Annotated in this window: 15 protein-coding genes; 11 read left to right on the forward strand and 4 right to left on the reverse strand. The window is 42.6% G+C overall.

What is annotated here, in order from left to right; translation table 11 throughout:
- Positions 1 to 2 precede the first annotated feature (2 nt).
- The 10 genes from GKD17_RS17895 to GKD17_RS17940 all read left to right on the forward strand — a co-directional run bounded on the left by GKD17_RS17895 (position 3) and on the right by GKD17_RS17940 (position 14,887).
- Positions 3 to 1,274, forward strand: a complete 1,272-nt coding sequence (locus GKD17_RS17895) for a restriction endonuclease subunit S (RefSeq protein ID WP_007831055.1) — start codon at positions 3 to 5, stop codon at positions 1,272 to 1,274.
- An 18-nt stretch (positions 1,275 to 1,292) separates the two neighbouring features.
- On the forward strand, positions 1,293 to 2,387 hold the full coding sequence (locus GKD17_RS17900) for a PDDEXK nuclease domain-containing protein (RefSeq protein WP_007831054.1): 1,095 nt from the start codon (positions 1,293 to 1,295) through the stop codon (positions 2,385 to 2,387).
- A gap of 67 nt (positions 2,388 to 2,454) precedes the next feature.
- Entirely contained in the window at positions 2,455 to 6,486 is a 4,032-nt protein-coding gene (locus tag GKD17_RS17905; RefSeq protein ID WP_007831053.1) for a type I restriction endonuclease subunit R, read from the forward strand.
- 165 nt (positions 6,487 to 6,651) lie between these two features.
- The gene (locus GKD17_RS17910; RefSeq protein WP_007831047.1) at positions 6,652 to 7,683 is read left to right on the forward strand and encodes a helix-turn-helix transcriptional regulator; all 1,032 of its coding nucleotides are present in this window, start codon (positions 6,652 to 6,654) and stop codon (positions 7,681 to 7,683) included.
- Positions 7,684 to 7,926: 243 nt separating this feature from the next.
- Positions 7,927 to 9,924: a urocanate hydratase gene (locus GKD17_RS17915; RefSeq protein WP_007831042.1), complete on the forward strand. Its 1,998-nt coding sequence runs from the start codon at positions 7,927 to 7,929 to the stop codon at positions 9,922 to 9,924.
- A gap of 8 nt (positions 9,925 to 9,932) precedes the next feature.
- Positions 9,933 to 10,835, forward strand: a complete 903-nt coding sequence (gene ftcD, locus GKD17_RS17920) for a glutamate formimidoyltransferase (protein ID WP_007831038.1) — start codon at positions 9,933 to 9,935, stop codon at positions 10,833 to 10,835.
- Between the two features lie 14 nt (positions 10,836 to 10,849).
- Entirely contained in the window at positions 10,850 to 12,094 is a 1,245-nt protein-coding gene (gene hutI / locus GKD17_RS17925; protein WP_007831037.1) for an imidazolonepropionase, read from the forward strand.
- Between the two features lie 20 nt (positions 12,095 to 12,114).
- Positions 12,115 to 12,738 carry a cyclodeaminase/cyclohydrolase family protein gene (locus tag GKD17_RS17930; protein WP_007831031.1) on the forward strand — a complete coding sequence of 208 codons (624 nt, stop codon included), beginning with the start codon at positions 12,115 to 12,117 and terminating at the stop codon, positions 12,736 to 12,738.
- 34 nt (positions 12,739 to 12,772) lie between these two features.
- The gene (gene hutH, locus GKD17_RS17935) at positions 12,773 to 14,269 is read left to right on the forward strand and encodes a histidine ammonia-lyase (protein ID WP_007831029.1); all 1,497 of its coding nucleotides are present in this window, start codon (positions 12,773 to 12,775) and stop codon (positions 14,267 to 14,269) included.
- A 117-nt stretch (positions 14,270 to 14,386) separates the two neighbouring features.
- Positions 14,387 to 14,887, forward strand: coding sequence for an NUDIX hydrolase (locus tag GKD17_RS17940; RefSeq protein WP_007831028.1), 501 nt, complete (start codon positions 14,387 to 14,389; stop codon positions 14,885 to 14,887).
- A gap of 865 nt (positions 14,888 to 15,752) precedes the next feature.
- Here the strand turns inward: GKD17_RS17940 and GKD17_RS17945 are convergent.
- From GKD17_RS17945 to GKD17_RS17960, 4 genes are read right to left on the reverse strand one after another with little or no spacing between them, the layout of a single operon-like run.
- A complete protein-coding gene (locus tag GKD17_RS17945) occupies positions 15,753 to 16,181 on the reverse strand; it encodes a hypothetical protein (RefSeq protein WP_007831026.1) in 429 nt (142 codons plus the stop codon).
- Positions 16,182 to 16,185: 4 nt separating this feature from the next.
- Positions 16,186 to 16,803 carry a DJ-1/PfpI family protein gene (locus GKD17_RS17950; protein WP_007846893.1) on the reverse strand — a complete coding sequence of 206 codons (618 nt, stop codon included), beginning with the start codon at positions 16,801 to 16,803 and terminating at the stop codon, positions 16,186 to 16,188.
- 2 nt (positions 16,804 to 16,805) lie between these two features.
- Positions 16,806 to 17,150 carry a DUF3795 domain-containing protein gene (locus GKD17_RS17955; protein WP_007831023.1) on the reverse strand — a complete coding sequence of 115 codons (345 nt, stop codon included), beginning with the start codon at positions 17,148 to 17,150 and terminating at the stop codon, positions 16,806 to 16,808.
- A 5-nt stretch (positions 17,151 to 17,155) separates the two neighbouring features.
- Positions 17,156 to 17,836, reverse strand: coding sequence for a zinc ribbon domain-containing protein (locus GKD17_RS17960; RefSeq protein ID WP_007831021.1), 681 nt, complete (start codon positions 17,834 to 17,836; stop codon positions 17,156 to 17,158).
- Positions 17,837 to 18,594: 758 nt separating this feature from the next.
- On the opposite strand from GKD17_RS17960, the gene GKD17_RS17965 reads away from it, so the two are divergent.
- The gene (locus GKD17_RS17965; protein WP_007831015.1) at positions 18,595 to 19,566 is read left to right on the forward strand and encodes a hypothetical protein; all 972 of its coding nucleotides are present in this window, start codon (positions 18,595 to 18,597) and stop codon (positions 19,564 to 19,566) included.
- The last annotated feature ends 146 nt before the right edge of the window (positions 19,567 to 19,712 follow it).

The raw sequence follows: 19,712 nt of genomic DNA on the forward strand, positions 1-19,712 counted from the left end.
GGATGATGAAGAAATATGATGCTTATAAAGATAGTGGAGTGAAATGGATTGGAGAAATACCCAATCATTGGGAGGCGATAAAGATATCACGTGTACATCCAATAATAGGAAGTGGTACAACGCCATTATCCTCGCGTGAAGACTATTATTCAGAAAAAGGTCTCAACTGGCTTCAAACAGGTGATTTAAATAATGGATTGATAACTGAAACAAGTAAGAAAATAACCCCAAAAGCTGTAGATGAATGCAAAATGAAGTTCTATCCTATTCATTCTGTTGTGATTGCAATGTATGGAGCAACAATTGGTAAAGTTGGTTTACTTGATATAGAGACAGCAACCAATCAAGCCTGTTGTATAATTGTACCATCTAAAAGAATATGCCCAAAGTATACTTTTTATTCATTTATCATAGCTAAAGAAGAATTACTATTATCATCATTTGGAGGTGGACAACCTAATATAAGCCAAGATATAATCAGAAAATTAAAAGTCCCTGTTCCTCCGTTATCCGAACAGCAATCCATTGCCTCCTACGTTGATGTCAAGACCGAGAAGATTGACAAGATGATTGCTAAGGCAGAAAAGAAAATAGAATATCTTGGTGAACTTAAACAATCACTTATCACTCGTGCCGTGACACGGGGATTGAATCCAAATACGCCACTAAAAGACAGTGGTGTAAACTGGATTGGTAATATTCCTATGCACTGGGACATCGCCTGTTTACGTTTCTTCTTAAGACTTATAAACGGACGTGCGTATTCACAAAACGAATTGCTACCAAGTGGAAAATACAAGGTACTTCGTGTTGGAAACTTCTTCACAAATGATTCGTGGTACTATTCAAATATGGAACTAGAACCCGATAAGTATTGTGATAAGGATGATTTACTATATGCTTGGTCAGCTTCAGTTGGCCCATATATTTGGAATGAAGCAAAAACAATATATCATTACCATATATGGAAAGTGCAACTGGCTACATCAATGGATAAAATGTATTCATATTATTTATTAAGAGCAGTGACAAATCAAAAAATGAGCGATATGCATGGAAGTACAATGATGCACATTACAATGGGTGATATGAATAAAACAAAGATTCCAATACCTCCTCTTTCCGAGCAACAACAAATCGCCACCTACCTTGATACAAAATGTTCAAAGATTGACCACATTATCGCTACCCAAAAGAAAAAAATTGCTTATCTTCAAGAACTGAAACAAAGCCTCATTACCAACGTAGTGACAGGCAAGATAAAAGTAAGCTGACACATAAAGCATAAGACCATGAAAACAAGCAATAAAGAAGAAGAACCTCATTTCGTAAAGCGAGATAAATTTGCTATAACCGCAGAATATAAGCAATGGTTTGCCGATATCAAATCTCGTTTGCGAAACAGTCAGATAAAAGCCGCCATCAAAGTAAACAGCACGCTGCTGGAGTTCTATTGGAGCTTAGGTCGTGACATTGTAAAGATGAAAGCGGAACAAGCATGGGGAAGTGGTGTTTTGCAACAGCTCAGCTTTGATTTGCGAGATGAGTTTCCTGGTATGAAAGGATTATCATACACCAACTTGCGGTATGCGGCACAGTGGTTCAGATTCTATACAAGCGATGATGAGTCAATTTGCCAACAACTTGTTGACGAATTATCCATGCCACAAAAATTCGCTCTTGTGCCTTGGGGACATCACATTGAAATCATGGCAAAGAGTAAGACTGTGAACGAAGCATTATTCTATATAAACGAAGTGATTGCCGGCAACTGGAGTCGCGCCACGCTGATGAATATGCAGAAAGCAAGTCTTTATGAAAAACGAGGAAAAGCGCAGACCAATTTCAACGACAAGTTGCCACAACCACAAGATGAACTGGCACAAGAAATATTGAAAGGCCCTTATAACTTCGATTTCCTCACATTGCGAGAACCATACAATGAGCACATGCTTGAAGAAGCCTTAGAACACAATATCCGTCGGTTTCTGCTGGAATTAGGTACAGGTTTTGCATACGTTGGAAGTCAGATGGAACTTCGCATGCCTGGTGGAACCAGCTACTTTCCGGATATGGTATTCTATCATACAAAGCTGAAATGCTATGTCGTGCTTGAACTAAAAGTCGTGAAATTTGAGCCTGAATTTGCCGGTAAACTCAACTTCTATGTGTCGGCGGCAGACCATCTTTTGAAAGATGACAATGACAACCCCAGTATAGGACTGCTGGTATGCAAGTCGAAAAACGAGACGGTGGTTAAATGGGCTTTTGAAGGCATCGACCGACCGTTGGGAATAGCAACCTATGAACTTGATGAAGTACTGAAAAAGACACTGGCAGAGAAACTGCCAAGTATTGAAGACATAGAAAATGCAATAGAAGAGTAAATTGTGCAGAAACACTGCACGGTTATATACGAGCTTTGCAATCATAAAACGAAAAATATGAACCGATATGTTTGAACTACTAAACGAAACTCTCTTTGAGAAACACATAGCAGAATACCTTGCAGGAAGCAAGATGTACAATCAACGCACACCAAAGGATTTCAATATTCAAAAGTTGGTGGACTCAGATATGCTTTTACAATTTTTGCGCGAGCAACCTATGTGGCAGAAACTTATCACTCAAAGTTTCGCAGACGAACAAGATGCGCTCAACATTGTGATTGAAACTATCAACACGAAAATTAATCGTGGTGAAAGTTTGCTGTCACTGTTGAAGAATGGCTTCATGCTGCAAGGCCGACGCATCCGGTTGGCAGCTTTCAAACCGAAGATGACCCTTGATGATGATGATGCTGACCACCTCTACAAGAAAAATATCTTCAGCGTGGTTCGCCAGATGAAGTACAGCACGCAGGGCTTCGATAAGGATAACGAACTCGACCTCTGCATTCTGTTAAACGGTCTGCCTATCATTACTCTGGAACTGAAGAACGAAGCTACCGGTCAGACTGTGGTAAACGCCATGCACCAATATCAGACCAACCGCCACCCGCAGAACCGTATGCTTCGCACCTGCCTGGTCCATTTCGCCATGGATAACAACCGGGTGATGATGACCACCCAGTTGGCCGGCGATAATACACGCTTCCTCCCATTCAACAAGGAAACGGTGAATCCACAAGTAGAAGGAGATTATCCGACCTGCTATATGTGGAAAGAGGTGCTGCAAGCTGATTCTTTACTAAATCTCATTCAGCATTTCATTAAACACATTACACCTAAGAAGGGTGAACCGTTCTATATATTCCCCCGTTATCACCAGTTGCGTTGCGTACGCAACATCATTAGCGACGTGCGCGAGAAAGGTGTAGGGCAAACCTATCTCGTGCAGCACTCAGCAGGTTCAGGCAAAACAAAGAGCATGTCATGGCTGGCCTTCCAACTGGCAAACCTTCAGAATGTAGACAACACCCCGGTATTCGATTCGGTTATTATGATTACCGACCGTATTGTGCTCGACCGGAACATTGCCGATGAAATAAAGGGAATGGAAGAAGTAGCCGGTACTGTGAAAGACATCCGCAAAGGTTCACGTAATCTGGCAAAGGCATTAGCAGAAGGCGGTCACCGCATCATCATCTCCACGGAACAAAAGTTCAGCTTTGCATTACCTAAGTTGAAGGAGGCTGCCGGTTCACACTTCGCTGTCATCATAGACGAAGCGCATACAGCCTTTGGCAAGCAAGCATCGCACAATGTGCGTCAAGTTCTCACCGACAAGAATGAACTTCGCGAAACAGTAGAAGAGTTTGGAATTGAGAGCCGTGAAGCCGAGAACAATATGCAAGACCAAATGTTGGCCGAACTGCAAGCTGCCCGCAGCATCAATAGCGGCCATATCAGTTACTTTGCTTTCACAGCCACACCAAAGTCACAGACTTTTGCACTCTATGGCCGTAACGGAAAGGCATTCGACACCTATTCCATGAAACAAGCCATCGAGGAAGGCTTTATCCTTGACGTGCTGAAAAACTATACCACCTTCCAGACCATGTTTGAGCTGGTAAGCAAGATAGACCTTCCTGAAGACACACCTGAATACGAAAAGCAGAACGCACTCCGTTTGATGATGCAATATGTGAACCAGCACCCATACGTCATCAACTACAAAGCCAATATGATGGTAGACTACTTCATGCAGCACTCTGCCCAAAAGATGAAAGGGCAGGCCAAAGCCATTGTAGTGACTTCCAGCCGCGCCAACGCCATATTGTTCCACCAAGCCATCACACGCCGGTTGAAAGAGAAATACAATGGCGAGATAAAAGCACTTGTGGCATTCAGTGGTGAAGTAGAAATCAATGGCAACAAATATACAGAGGAGAAAATAAACGGCTTCGGAATCAAAGACAACGGCATTGCCGTTGAATTCAAACAGCCTAATCAAAGGTTCTTAGTCGTAGCCGACAAGTTCCAGACCGGATTCGACCAGCCTTTACTCCATACTATGTTTGTAGACAGAAAGCTAGGCGGTGTGCAGTGCATCCAAACGCTGAGTCGTTTGAACCGCTGCCATCCCGACAAGCAAGATACCCTGATTATCGACTTCGTAAACAAACACGAAGACATAAAGGCTGCATTCGAGCCCTACTATGATACGACCTGGTTGCAAGGAAACTATAACCCGTCGAACATCTATGAATATAAGAATGACATCGAGCGCAGGAAACTCTTTACACAGAACGATATAGATAAGGTGGTAACCTTATTGCTCTGCGGAGATGAACAACAGATAGCCGGCATTCCATCTATCTTAGGACAACTGGTAAACGAATATGTGAAACCGTTACCTGAAGAGGAACAGGAACTCATCCGCAAGGAAGTGAACCGTTACATCCGCCAGTACGGATTGCTTGCTCAGTTAATGAAATTCCTTGATCCTGACTTGGAACGTTTCTACATGTTCTGCAAGCTCTACTACAAATACCTGCCTTATACTAAGGAGACTTTGCCACTGGACATCTTGGAAAAGATTGACCTCGACAAGTATCGTATCCAGCTGGCAGAACAGGGCTGTATCACATTAGAAGGAGAAGATGGTGAACTGACGCCTCCAAGTACTGCTGGCATTAGCGGCGGGGAGAAGGAGTTTGATCATCTCGATCATCTCATCCACATGATGAACGAGCCTTATGAAGGTTTTCTTAACGAAAATGACCAGATCATCCTTGAGTTGCTGCGCCAGTTGAGAAATGACCCCAACATAAAGCAGGCATTCAGCGCAGAAAACTCTCGTTCCAGCCTGTTGAAGATGGTAGAAAAGGAGTTCAACAAAAAAGTCGCAACACAGTTAGGCAAGTATATCAACTTGAAGAAACTGCTCAACAGCAACCAAGCATTCAATGAGGAATTCTTAAACATGCTGGTAACCTTCCTGGGGCAAAGTTTCCATACAAGTAACGTGCTTGAATATAATGAGGAGTTGCTTAAAGATGTGATGTTTGAGAAACTAGAAGATACTTTCAGTGAACTTTGCGGACACGGCTATCGTGAACTTGAAGAAGTGCTCGATTGTCTTTTCGCCATCTTGAAGACCCATACTGTGAAAAACTTGGATGGTCTGAACACCATGATTCCAAATCAATTGAACAAGTTCTATCGTGGTGAGAACGAGCCGGTAGACTTGAAAGTGATATTCGCAGCATTGTTGCCCAAGTATGAGGCATTCCTCCGCAAACTCTATTACCTGAAAGAGGGAGAACAATTTATGTCTACAAAAGGTGCAGACGGTTGGGTGGCCATTGTAAAGACTTTCCATGAAATAGATAACCTCTACTATAATCATGGCAAAAATCCGAAATTGAACACTTTTGAAACCTACTACAAGTGTATTTCAAAGTGGAGAAACGAGAACGTTCACCATGCTCCGGAACTCCCCGATGCAGAGGTTGCTCCAGCCATCCACATGGTGGTCAGCATGTATATCTATGCCGTAATGGTCAGCATTACAGACTTGGAAATGGCAGGTTGTGAACTTGACAATTCGGGAGTCACCGTTCCTGTTATGTATCCTTCAGCTCCTGCAGCCTCTTACGAAATGGATACTTACAGCAGGGATAATTCCGAAGAGGATGAGCCTGTCCAAAAGGTGGCAGAGTGTCCTATTAACAAGATGAACGAAGAAGAGAAGATGGACCTTTTGAAACGCAGCATTCTGAAAGCGCAAAGTTACACTCCGCTATTCACCAAAAAGCGTCATTGGATGTCAATCTATAAGATGGCAGCGCACAAGAACATCATCATCGACGGCGATTATGCATACTTTGTACAACGTATCGGCATGATGGATCTGAAAAATATGCCTGACGGTTTATCCGCGAACTATCTGGACCGTATGAACAAAGGTGTTTTTGCTGATGACCTCAGCGAATGGACAAGTACCGGCTTAAGCGGCATGAAACGATCTGAGTTCACCGACATCAAGGAAACCGCAGAAAAATTCGGCGAAATCATAGACGAAACCAGACATAACGAATAAACCCGAAAGACTAATCCGGACAGAAGACATTGAAAACTTTATGCCATGACAGACAGGGTGTTATTCCGCATGGAAAAGTGAAATTTATAGTAGCTGTGCGGCAAGAATGCACAGTTGCTATTTTACTTTGTACCAAAATAAAAAACAGTCATAAAACAGAAGGCGATGGCAACAAATAAAAACGCGATGGCTCGATACAGAGCTTTAGACAAATGCTTTAGCAGCAGAACCAGAAAATACTACATGAACGACCTCATCGAGGCCTGCCGTATGGCACTTGAACGACAGAATGGTGATAGCGGTTCAAAAGGTGCCGAAGGAGTACAGCGTCGTCAAATCTTTGACGATATGAACGATATGGAATTGATGTACGGAGTCATTATCGACAGAATCCAAGACGGCCATAAAAAGTATTACCGCTATGCAGTCGGTTCAAAGACTATGGCCGAATCCGGTCCTTCCCAAGAAGAAATGGATTGTATACTCGAAGCCGCCGCCATCATGAAACGCTTTGAAGGTGTTCCTCAGTTCGACTGGCTGGATGACCTGGAAAAGAAACTTTATACCACTTCAAAACTAGGCAGTGAGACTCAAAAGGCAGTCAGTTTCCAGCACAACCAATACCTTACAGGTATAGACAAATGGTACAAGCCCATATTCGAAGCTATTGTAGCAAAGAAAGTAATAGAAATAAATTACCATCCATTCGGTAAAGATGTCAGAACAGTTGTGGTGAGCCCCTATCACTTGAAACAGTACAATAATCGCTGGTTCTTGGTGGCGAAACGCAAAGACTTCGATAAAATGTCCAACTATGCGATAGACCGGATTGAAGGAATAAAGGAAACGACCCGAACCTTTGAGCCTCTGGACAATGACTTTGATTTTGAAGAGTTCTTTAGTGACGTGGTCGGTGTTTCCGTAGTTGAAGGCGCCCCCGTGGAAAATGTCATTTTGCACGTTACCGACCAGGCGTGGAATTACATTACAACAAAGCCGCTGCATGAGTCTCAATCTGTGCTAAACAGCAAACAAGCCGACGGCAAATGGGAGGTTCGACTGAAAGTACAAGACAACTATGAATTACGTTCACTTCTACGTTCCTTTGGCGATAGCGTTGAGGTAATGGCTCCGGTTACCTTACGTCAAGAAATGAAAGAAATGGCACAGCGTGTTCTCCAAATGTATAAAGACTAAACCTGTATACTATGAAGATACTATACCTGTAAGCGACAATTATCACTATTCTATAGTATTGAATAATAATTATTTTACTTAAAACAAATCCGGAGAGCCTCCCATAGCACATGCCATCGCTGTATTTCTAAAAATCAACAATATATTATACTGAGTTTATATAACTTTATGTCACTAAACATATCCTCAAACTTATAGTATTCCAGTAGTTTTGCTATCTTTGTGACAAAACACTTACATACTATGACTATCACTTTATCCAATGACTTACCTGCCTATCCTACATTCACGGAAGGCATCCGCCGCGCTCCCGACCGGGGCTACCGCTTGACACCCGCCCAAACGGAAACGGCGTTGAGGAATGCATTGCGGTACATTCCTGTGGAACTGCATGAGCAACTCGCTCCCGAATTGACGGACGAATTACTTACCAGGGGCAAAATATACGGTTACCGTTTCCGGCCCGAAGGTGATTTGAAAGCAAAGCCCATTGACGAATACAAAGGGAATTGCATCGAAGGGAAAGCATTCCAAGTCATGATAGACAACAACCTTTCATTTGATATCGCCCTCTATCCTTACGAACTGGTGACATACGGCGAAACCGGACAAGTTTGTCAGAACTGGATGCAATACCGGCTTATCAAGCAGTATCTGGAGATAATGACCAATGAACGGACCCTAGTGGTAGAAAGCGGCCATCCTTTGGGCTTATTCCAATCACATCCCGAAGCTCCCCGTGTCATCATCACCAACTCCATGATGGTAGGCATGTTCGACAACCAGAAAGACTGGGAAATCGCCGCGCAGATGGGAGTAGCCAATTATGGACAGATGACGGCCGGAGGCTGGATGTACATCGGTCCCCAAGGAATCGTGCACGGCACATTCAACACCTTATTAAATGCCGGCCGCATGAAATTAGGAATCCCTCAGGACGGCAACCTGAACGGACATCTTTTCGTATCCTCCGGATTAGGCGGAATGAGTGGCGCACAACCCAAAGCGGCAGAGATAGCCGGAGCAGTGGCCATCATAGCCGAAGTAGATTATTCACGCATAGAAACCCGCCACCGCCAAGGGTGGGTACAGCATATCACATCCGATTTGTCTGAAGCCTACCGGCTGGCTACCGATGCCATGGCCCGACGAATCCCCTGCTCCATAGCCTACCATGGCAATGTAGTCAATCTGTTGGAGTATGCGCTACATCACAACATCCACATCGAACTTCTCAGTGACCAGACTTCCTGCCATGCCGTTTACGAAGGCGGTTATTGTCCTGCAGGTATCTCATTCGAAGAACGTACCCGTATGCTGAAAGAAGACAGAGAAACTTTTGATAAAATGGTGGACGAAACTTTGCGCCGCCATTTCCATGTTATCAAGGAACTGGTGGCACGGGGCACTTATTTCTTCGATTATGGCAATTCTTTCATGAAAGCGATTTATGACGCTGGAGTGAAAGAAATCTCACGCAATGGAACAGACGAGAAGGATGGATTCATCTGGCCGTCCTATGTAGAGGATATCATGGGACCCCAACTTTTCGATTATGGTTACGGCCCCTTCCGCTGGGTATGCCTGAGCGGAAAAAAGGAAGATTTGATAAAGACCGACCATGCTGCTATGGAGTGTATCCCTAAAGATCGCCGCGGACAGGATATGGACAACTGGATATGGATTCGCGACGCCGAAAAAAATAACCTGGTGGTAGGGACCCAAGCACGAATTCTGTATCAAGACGCACTGGGACGTATGAATATCGCACTGCGTTTCAATGAAATGGTACGCCGGGGCGAGGTAGGTCCTATCATGTTGGGACGTGACCACCACGATGTAAGCGGTACCGACTCTCCTTTCCGGGAAACTTCCAATATCAAGGACGGCAGCAATGTAATGGCAGATATGGCTGTGCAATGCTTTGCCGGAAATTGTGCCCGGGGCATGAGCCTTGTCGCTTTGCACAATGGAGGTGGTGTAGGTATAGGTAAAGCCATCAATGGCGGATTCGGAATGGTATGCGACGGCAGTGAACGGGTAGACCGTATTCTCCGCTCATCCATGTTATGGGATGTAATGGGAGGAGTGGCACGCCGTTCGTGGGCACGCAACCCTCATGCCATGGAAACTTCGGCGGAGTTCAACGAAAGCCATGCCGATGGTTATCATATCACCCTGCCGCATCTAGCAGAAGACTCATTAATCAATAAAATATTAAAAGATAAAGGAATTAAATAAGTGATATTATGAACTGGACAAAAATTATGGAATGCGTCCCCAACTTCAGCGAAGGACGTGACTTACAAAAAATAGACGAGATTGTATCTCTGTTTCGTACCAAGGCAGGCGTAAAATTATTGGATTATAGTAACGATGAAGACCACAACCGGCTGGTAGTTACCGTCGTTGGAGAACCGGACGCCTTGAAAGAAGCTGTGATAGAAGCTATCGGTATAGCAGTAGAACTAATTGACCTGAACCATCACCAAGGACAGCACCCCCGTATGGGAGCTGTAGATGTAGTTCCATTCATTCCCATCAAAGGATGTACCATGGAAGATGCTATAGCGGTGTCCAAAGAAGTGGGACAACGGGTGGCCTCTCAATATAATCTCCCTGTATTCTTATATGAAAAATCAGCTAGTGCACCACATCGTGAAAATCTTGCTGTCATCCGTAAAGGAGAATTCGAAGGAATGAAGGAAAAGATTCACCAACCCGAATGGCATCCCGATTTTGGTCCTGCGGAACGTCACCCCACTGCTGGAACTGTAGCCATCGGAGCCCGTATGCCCTTAGTTGCCTACAATATAAATCTCAATACTCCCAGCCTAGAAATAGCGCATGACATTGCCAAGAAAATCCGTTTTATCGGTGGCGGACTGCGCTATTGCAAGGCCATGGGCGTGGAACTGAAGGATCGGGGTATCACTCAGGTATCCATGAATCTCACCGACTATAGTAAAACCGCTATCTACCGGGCATTCGAAATGGTACGTTTTGAAGCCAAACGCTACGGAGTAAGCATCATCGGCAGCGAAATCGTAGGACTTGTTCCTATGGAGGCCTTGATAGACACTGCCTCTTACTATCTGGGATTGGAAAACTTCTCCATGCAACAAGTGCTGGAAGCACGTATCATGGAATAAACAAGAACAAAGTTATGAGCAACAACTTGATTATCATCAATGCCCACATCGTTACTCCGCAAGGCAGAACCGCCCGGAAAGGAGAAGCCATGAACGAACTTCTCAACATTCCTTGCGGAACGGTAAGAATAACCGACGGTATTATTACCTATGTTGGCGAAAACCGTATAAGCCATGAAAAGCCCGGCTATAAAGTACTTGACGCCAGAGGGAATGTATTGTTGCCAGGATTCGTTGACTCTCATACCCATTTGGTTTTCGGAGGATTTCGCCCCGACGAATTCATCTGGCGGCTCAACGGCGACAGTTATATGAGCATCATGGAACGTGGCGGAGGCATTATCAATACTGTACGTGCCACCCGGGAAGCCTCCTTTGAAGAACTGAAACATAAAGCCGAATGGTTTCTGGATACCATGAGCCGGATGGGGGTCACCACTGTGGAAGGAAAAAGCGGATATGGTCTGGATCGTGATACAGAACTGAAACAACTCAGTGTCATGCAAGTTATCAATGAATGTCCCGACCGGAAAGTAGATATTGCCACCACTTTTTTAGGTGCTCACGCCTTACCCGAAGAATACAAAGGGCGAAGTGACGCATATATTGATTTTCTGATTAACGAAATGTTGCCCATGATTCATCAGAAACAATTGGCCGAAAATTGCGATATTTTCTGTGAAAAAGGGGTATTCACTGTAGATCAGTCTCGAAAGTTATTGAAAGCTGCGCAAGCTCTAGGCTTCGGTGCCAAGTTGCACGCTGATGAAATTGTCAGCTTTGGAGGAGCAGAACTGGCAGGAGAATTGAAGGCCCTCAGCGCCGACCATCTGTTGCAAGCATCCGATGAAGGCATAAAAGCTTTGGCACAAAATAATGTAGTAGCCACTCTATTGCCACTAACTGCCTTTACACTAAAAGAGCCCTACGCCCGTGGCAGGAAAATGATAGACAGCGGCTGTGCCGTAGCCCTTGCCACCGATCTAAATCCAGGCAGTTGTTTCTCCGGTTCCATCCCGCTGACTTTTGCTCTAGCCTGCATCTATATGAAACTGACCGTTGCAGAGGCTATCACAGCCATCACACTGAACGGTGCGGCAGCTCTCGGACGCGCCGACCGCATCGGAAGCATAGAAGCCGGAAAACAGGGAGACTTTGTTTTACTGGGAACCGACACCCCCCATATATTACCTTATTATACAGGTATGAACGCAGTCAAGCTGACCATCAAAGGAGGACGTATTCTAAATTCAAATTAACCAATTAAATACTAATAGCCATGTTAACAGAACTTACCATCAAAGAATTTATCAATAAAGTACTCAGTAATGATCCTGTCCCCGGTGGCGGCAGTGTTTCAGCACTCAATGGAGCCCTTGCCACCTCACTGGCAGCTATGGTAGCCAATCTTACCATAGGCCGCAAGAAATATGTAGAAGTGAACGAAATTATGGAAGATCTTTCTGTTCGTTTCGAAGAACTCACCCGCCAGCTGATAACCGATGTAGACCGTGATTCAGAAGCATACGACCGTGTTTTCTCCGCATTCAAACTTCCAAAAGAAACGGATGAAGAAAAGGCTATCCGCAGTGAAACCATACAGAAGGAAAGCAAATATGCCGCCCAAGTGCCTATGGAGGTGGCACGTACCGTCCACTCCATTCTGCCCATGATTGATGTGGTAGCCAGAAAAGGGAACAGCAACGCTGTAACCGATGCCTGCGTGTCCATGATGTGTGCCCGGACTGCCATTCTGGGAGCCTTGCTGAATGTACGTATCAACCTCACTTCTATCAAAGACGAAAAATTCGTCAAAGAGATGAGCGAAGAGGCCGATATGATAGAACAGACGACCATTGCCGAAGAACAGAAAATACTGGACTATGTGAAAACCATGTTTTAATCCCAACCTCCGCGGTTAAAAAAAGAATCAGACCATGAAGAATGTATATCAAATAGGTTCGGGTGACCTCACTTTTGACATCATCGAACGTATTATTAATGAAAATCTGAAATTGGAACTGGCTCCCGAAGCTAAAGACCGGATTCAGAAATGCCGGGATTACCTGGACAGAAAGATCAAGGAATCCGATGTCCCTCTCTATGGCATCACTACAGGATTCGGCAGCCTGTGCAACCGTAATATTTCTTCCGATGAACTGAGTACTTTGCAAGAGAACCTGGTAAAAAGCCACGCTTGCAGTGTAGGCGCAGAAATGCCCCATGTCATTGTGAAGCTGATGTTTTTATTAAAAGCTCATGCTCTTTCTTTGGGACACAGTGGCGTACAAGTCATCACTGTACAGCGAATTATCGACTTTTTCAATAACGATGTAATGCCCATTGTCTATGACCGCGGTTCATTGGGAGCCTCAGGAGATCTTGCCCCGCTCGCCAATCTCTTCCTTCCGTTGATCGGCGTAGGCGATGTGTATTATAAAGGCAAACGCTGCGAAGCTATCAGCGTGCTTGATGAGTTTGGTTGGGAACCAGTCAAATTGAAAAGCAAAGAAGGACTGGCTCTGCTCAATGGTACCCAGTTTATGAGTGCCAACGGAGTGTATGCCATACTCAAAGCCTTCCGTCTTTCCAAGAAAGCCGACCTCATTGCCGCCATCTCCCTGGAAGCCTTTGACGGCCGCATCGATCCGTTCATGGATTGTATCCAACAAATGCGTCCGCATAAAGGCCAGATAGAAACCGGAGCCGCATTCCGAAGAATGCTGGAAGGCAGTGAAATCATCGTACAGCCCAAACAACACGTACAAGACCCCTATTCATTCCGTTGCATCCCACAAGTTCATGGTGCAACCAAAGATGCCATCAACCACGTAGCTTCAGTACTGTTGACCGAGATAAATTCAGTTACCGATAATCCCACTATCTTCCCCGATGAAGACCTTATCATTTCAGGTGGCAACTTCCACGGACAGCCCCTGGCATTGGTATATGATTATCTTGCCATTGCTATGGCCGAACTGGGAAACATATCCGAACGGCGTGTGGCACAACTCATTATGGGACTTCGCGGATTGCCCGAATTTCTAGTTGCCAATCCGGGACTTAACTCCGGTTTCATGATTCCCCAATATGCGGCTGCCAGCATGGTAAGCCAGAATAAAATGTACTGTTATGCCGCCAGTAGCGACTCTATAGTATCCAGCAACGGACAGGAAGACCATGTAAGTATGGGAGCCAACGCCGCCACCAAGCTCTACAAAGTGATGGATAATCTGGAACATATACTTGCCATCGAATTGATGAACGCCGCACAAGGTATAGATTTCCGCCGTCCGCTCCGTAGTTCACCGTTTATTGAGAAGTTTCTCGCCACCTACCGCAACGAGGTACCTTTTATAAAAGAAGATATTGTGATGTATAAGGAAATACATAAAACAGTAGCTTTTTTAAAACGGCATCAAGTAAATTATTAAACGGCATTTCGGAATCGGATTATAAAGATTTCACATCCCTTTTTACTATTAAAAACTATAAGATCCATATAATCCGAGTCCGAATTCATATCTTTGCAGTAACAAAAAATAGCGAAGATGAATTATGATAATAAAGAAGAAATGTTTCCTATAGTAGATGAACAAGGAAACATAACAGGAGCTGCAACCCGTGGAGAATGTCATAATGGAAGTAAATTGCTACATCCGGTAGTCCACTTGCATGTATTCAACAGTAAAGGCGAACTCTATTTGCAAAGGCGTCCTGACTGGAAAGATATTCAGCCAGGCAAATGGGACACAGCCGTAGGCGGACACATAGATTTGGGTGAAAGTGTGGAAACAGCCTTGAAACGTGAAGTAAAAGAAGAACTGGGCATCACCGACTTTACTCCCGAATTACTGACTAGCTATGTATTCGAATCCACCCGGGAAAAAGAATTGGTATTCTCGCATAAAACCACTTATGACGGTCTCATTATTCCCAGCGAGGAACTGGATGGCGGCCGTTTTTGGTCACTAGAAGAGATCAGGAGCAATATTGGAAAAGAAATATTTACACCTAATTTTGAAAATGAATTTAAGAAGCTAGGCTTCTGAAATAGTTTTTTAATCAAAAATGGCAAATTCTTGATGCAGGTCAAGAATTTGCCATTTTCGCATACATTTTATCTTTATCAGAGTACAATCTAGAACAAAACAGTATAATTTTGTGTTGTAAAACATAAAAAGAAAGGATAACGAGATTATGAAAAAGGTAAAAAGTATTTTTAAGAAAGCCCTTGCTCTAATGGGTGAAAACGAAGTAAGAGCTTGGGGTATAGGGATTAAGTAAGAAAATAACCCTATTTTTTTAATCAAAGAAAGGATAACATTATGAAGAAATTGAAAGAGATCATCAAAGCAGGTCTCAAAGATATGGGAAATGACGCCCTCCGTGCTTGGGGGTACGATACAAAGTAAAAGGTACAAAAGATTAGTTTTTAATGTTTTAAAAAAGGATAGCAGGATGAAAAGAGTAAAAAAAATTTTCAAAGAATATATGAGGGCTATTGAAATTAATGCCGCATTAATGTATGGTTATAGACCTAAATAAGAACCGTACTTTTTGATTGAGGGAATTGAATTACAATTATAACAAAAAAGCAGTCTTGAAAAGTCAAGACTGCTTTTTTGTTATAAATACAGTATAAGTGAAATCAATTTATCCGACAAGCAATACACTAACATTAAAAATATATTGTATTTCTTCAAAAAGAATATACCTCTTTGAAATCAAGAGAGTTAGAAAATTCACCTCATTTTAGGATAATGAGTTGGCAACCATCCTAATTACCGTGATCTGCATCACTTTGCTGGTTTGGGTAACTCTTACAGATGCAAATATAGTAAAATATAGCAGGCAAAAAGAAAGATGAACTCATTTTCTTTTTACCTGCTGCATGATTCGCGGTAGAATAGTATCCTATATCAATTCAATTTTTATTTTACAGTTCTGTCCACCCTGCAAAATAGAATGGCAAAGTGTTACTCTAAATTTCTGTTCTTTCCAAAGGTTTTGCAAAGAATAAAGAACACTCTGACGTGAACATTCACAAAGCAAAGGTGTGGTGACATATCCTTTTTTACACAAGCCACAAGTACATTCCAAGAAAATAAGATGATAGACACGACCTTTCTCTACAATCTCGCTTTTTACTCCCGGCAATTCATCTGCCATCTGAAAGAAAACATCCATATCTCCATTGGCATCCTTGTAGAGTTTCCTGTAAATGGAAAGCACACCACCATCCACGCAATTCTTGCTACATTCTGAAAAGAAGGCTGCTCGTTGTTCCGATGAGAGTCGAGCGATACCTTTCTCAAAACCTTTGAACCAATCTGACAAATCCATACTATCAAGGTAATTGACTGAACAGCTTTACCAATCCTTCTTTGTTGAAGCAGTAAAACATTTCTATTTGTTCAGGGGTATCATTCTCCAGCAATAACAACAACTCTTTAGCAAATTCCAAGTAACCTGTGCCATTTGCCGTAACAATGCGTTTGTCCGATACAGCTTGCTCATTCATATAACCTGCCTTATTGGTATAATTGCCTCCTCCCCATAATTGTAGCTGTTCCAAACCATTTCCCGTATGTTTTATCTCATTTAAGAAACCATGTTTGGCAAGGAAAGAAGCAGCGTTGCAGATAGCTCCTACGATAATCCCCTTCTTTATGGCACGGCGAACGATTGGCACGACTTTATCTGCTTCCAGTTCGTCGAACCAGCCGAAACCACCAATTAGCACCAAAGCGGCATAATCATTAGGCATCGTTTCAAAAGAATAGTCGGGTAAAGTATGGAAACCACTGCATGAGCGTACAACATCCAATGTAGGAGCTACGACTTTGTTCATGTATTTGGGATTTTCTTTTATACTACGTTCATCACACGCAATAGCCGAAGCTAGGAACACGGCTTCATGGTCAGCATAGTTATTTAACAATAGATATAACACCTCGTTCTTCATATTTATTTTCTTCTGATGGTTTGACATTTACGTTTTGTCATCTCTTCGGCAAAGGCTTGTTCACCTTGTTCCTTAATATAGCTAATGCAAGCAGAACGGTCAGAATTAAACAAAAATGCAAATACTTTGCTTATCCAATTGGAAAACAACTTGCATTCCCTGACATCATGGGAGCATTCAGCACAAGTATTAAACTTGTTTTCTTGGCAACATGAGCGGATTTTACACCAAGTTGCTTTTTTATTTGGTTTACATCCGGAACATTTCTCCGCCAAGAACTTACGGCAGGCTCCACAATAAAGACCGCAAGCGGCTATGTTTTTATTATCAGGTGCAATAGTTTTCATAAATATCAGATGTTGGAGTGAGAAAATTCGCCATTTATCCAAAAGGTGGCTTCCGTACCCATGAAATGTAGAAGCACATAATTGGGATCACTTGGTCCATCGGGAAAATGATGAACGAACCAGTCCTGCCATATGTCCTTGCGGATAGTATCGTCCGTAATAATTTCTACCGTACCACGCAGGGCAACGCCATCCCCGTAATGGTCATAGCAAAGACCCGCCTTGTTGTTCGCCTTAAAATCATTCACTTTCATGGAGCCGACACTTGTCGCCATCCAGACTTCGTTAAAACTTTTGGCATGTATCTTGGACATCTGCACAGGTCGCGGATAACCGTCGGCATCAATGGATGCGATGGTCACATTTTCGCATTGGGCAAGCAAGTGGGTTGCCTTTTCCGTTAGTGTCCGTTCATCTTTTTCTTTCCACCGTTTCAGGTAGGGAAAGTGTTGAAGCATTTGTTCCTTTGCTTGTACGGGACTCAACTTACATTCGGTCTGCACAGCCCATTGGTCTAAGAATTGCAGGCAGAACTCAATCATTTGGCTCATTGTGAAATCTTGGGTAAACTCACCTTTTTTGTAACAATACACGCAATAATCCTCACTACTGCTCCCATTGGCATTTGTCCCTCTGTTTTCATCAGTTAGGGGCATACCACAACTTTGACAAAACTGTTGTTCCATATATGTATTCTATTCGATGCCTATCAGTCCCTTTATAGGCGGTTATAAAATGCGAGAGCGTGGAACTGCAATGCTACCACGTCTAAGTTGGAGGTCGTAGGAAACCTTTGGCACAGATATGATAATAGCAGCCCACGCTATGGCGTGAGAACCACTATGCTATCCCTTGTACCAAGTCCGAAATTTCCTACGTTTCCAACCTACAAGATAAACATAACGCTTCTTTTTTTCCCGTATGTTTTGAAAAGAGTTGCCTCTATCCGACTACAAAAGTCGGAAATTTTTCTGATAATCTTTTATCTTCTAATGCTTTTATTTACTTTTGGAATAGAATTTAGGGTGCATTCTATATTTTCAGTTCTTTATCCTGTTTAGTAGATGCAGTCCCCAAACCGTTCCTCCATTCATTCGCATTCTGCCTGAACCATTGCACAAGTGGAACATCGTTCACACATATTTGAAAATACCTTTTCCGAGAATCTCAATATGTTCCGGCAGAAGTCAATCAACGGCAGTAGCTTTTCCACATAAGGAAAGTTCCATAAATTTTATTATGTTTTTCAAGATAATCAAGGAAAGCAAAGTAAGTTGATATTAGTTTCACACGGAAAACAACGTCTGTATCCCCAAGAATTAGTACCTTTGGGGGGGGGAGATAACTCTTCGCACTTGCAATATACTTTTTACGCATTGCGTATTTTAAATAATTCAGTGCGTATATTTATCGGCAAGCGGGATAGTAAAAACATAAAATCGAAATGGCAACAGACGGAGTAAAAATAATTGATGGAGATTTAGCACACGACACCTATGAATATATAATGGAATTGTATGATAATGGAGCAAGTGCTGAAATAATTAAGAAAGAAATTCCATTCATAAAAGAAGATTATGGAGATGAAACGGATTTTTATCACGAAATTTTTGTTACAGCTTACGCCTTGGCATTTTGGGAAATCGGAGAACTGACTGATGAAATCTTAAATGAAGTGAAACGAGTTATTGAACTCAAAGCAGGTGTAAATCTTTGGACAAAAGATGTAGACGAAAAGGAAGGCAAAAAAAGACAAAAAGTCCTTGACCGATTTTTAGAAAAAATATCTGCACCAAACAAAAAAGTTAGAAATAGAAAAAAATACAGAGTTGTAAAAAATCTATATTTTGAATCAAATGATGTTCTGTCCTTTAAACTTTCAGACAACAATTATTGTGCTATAATTTGTGCACAAATCACGCAAGAAAAATCACAAATAACCTATGATTTTGTACTTACAACCTACAAGGGAAAACAAAAACCAACAATTGAAACGTTAAAAGATGAATTTATAGTCGGACACCTAATGGGTGGACCGAGTAGAAAAGAAATCTTAAAGCAACAACCCAAAATCAACATACTTTGGGATTATCATACACACAATGCCATACTACTGACAGAAGCACAAAGGCAAAGAACTTATAGCAATGATTCCATTGAAATTTTTGAAGGAAAAAAAGAGTTCTTTTTTGGATTTCCATTTAAATTAGTTACTCATAAGGATATGACACTTATGAAAGACAAGTTTGAAGTTATTGGCAAATTAAAAATAAAAGAAAACTTTAACAGGTCGGGAGGTTATGACTATTTATCGAATCTTGAGAGATTTGAAGATATTTTAAATGATATAGATAGACACATGGAAATATTTAGAAACGTAAAATTTCCGATAAAACTTTTATGTGAAATAAATTAACGAATTATCTCTTGATAAGCAAACCTACGCAGAATGCCGCAAACGAAATGGAGTGTGTTAAATCTGCATTGCTTTCGGGTAACGGCTAGGAAACCGTTTTCCTGCTGCAATCCGCTTTAAGACCGTTTTATACCATCTTCCCAATT

Origin of the sequence: Phocaeicola dorei (assembly GCF_013009555.1) — a bacterium.
GTDB lineage: Bacteria > Bacteroidota > Bacteroidia > Bacteroidales > Bacteroidaceae > Phocaeicola > Phocaeicola dorei.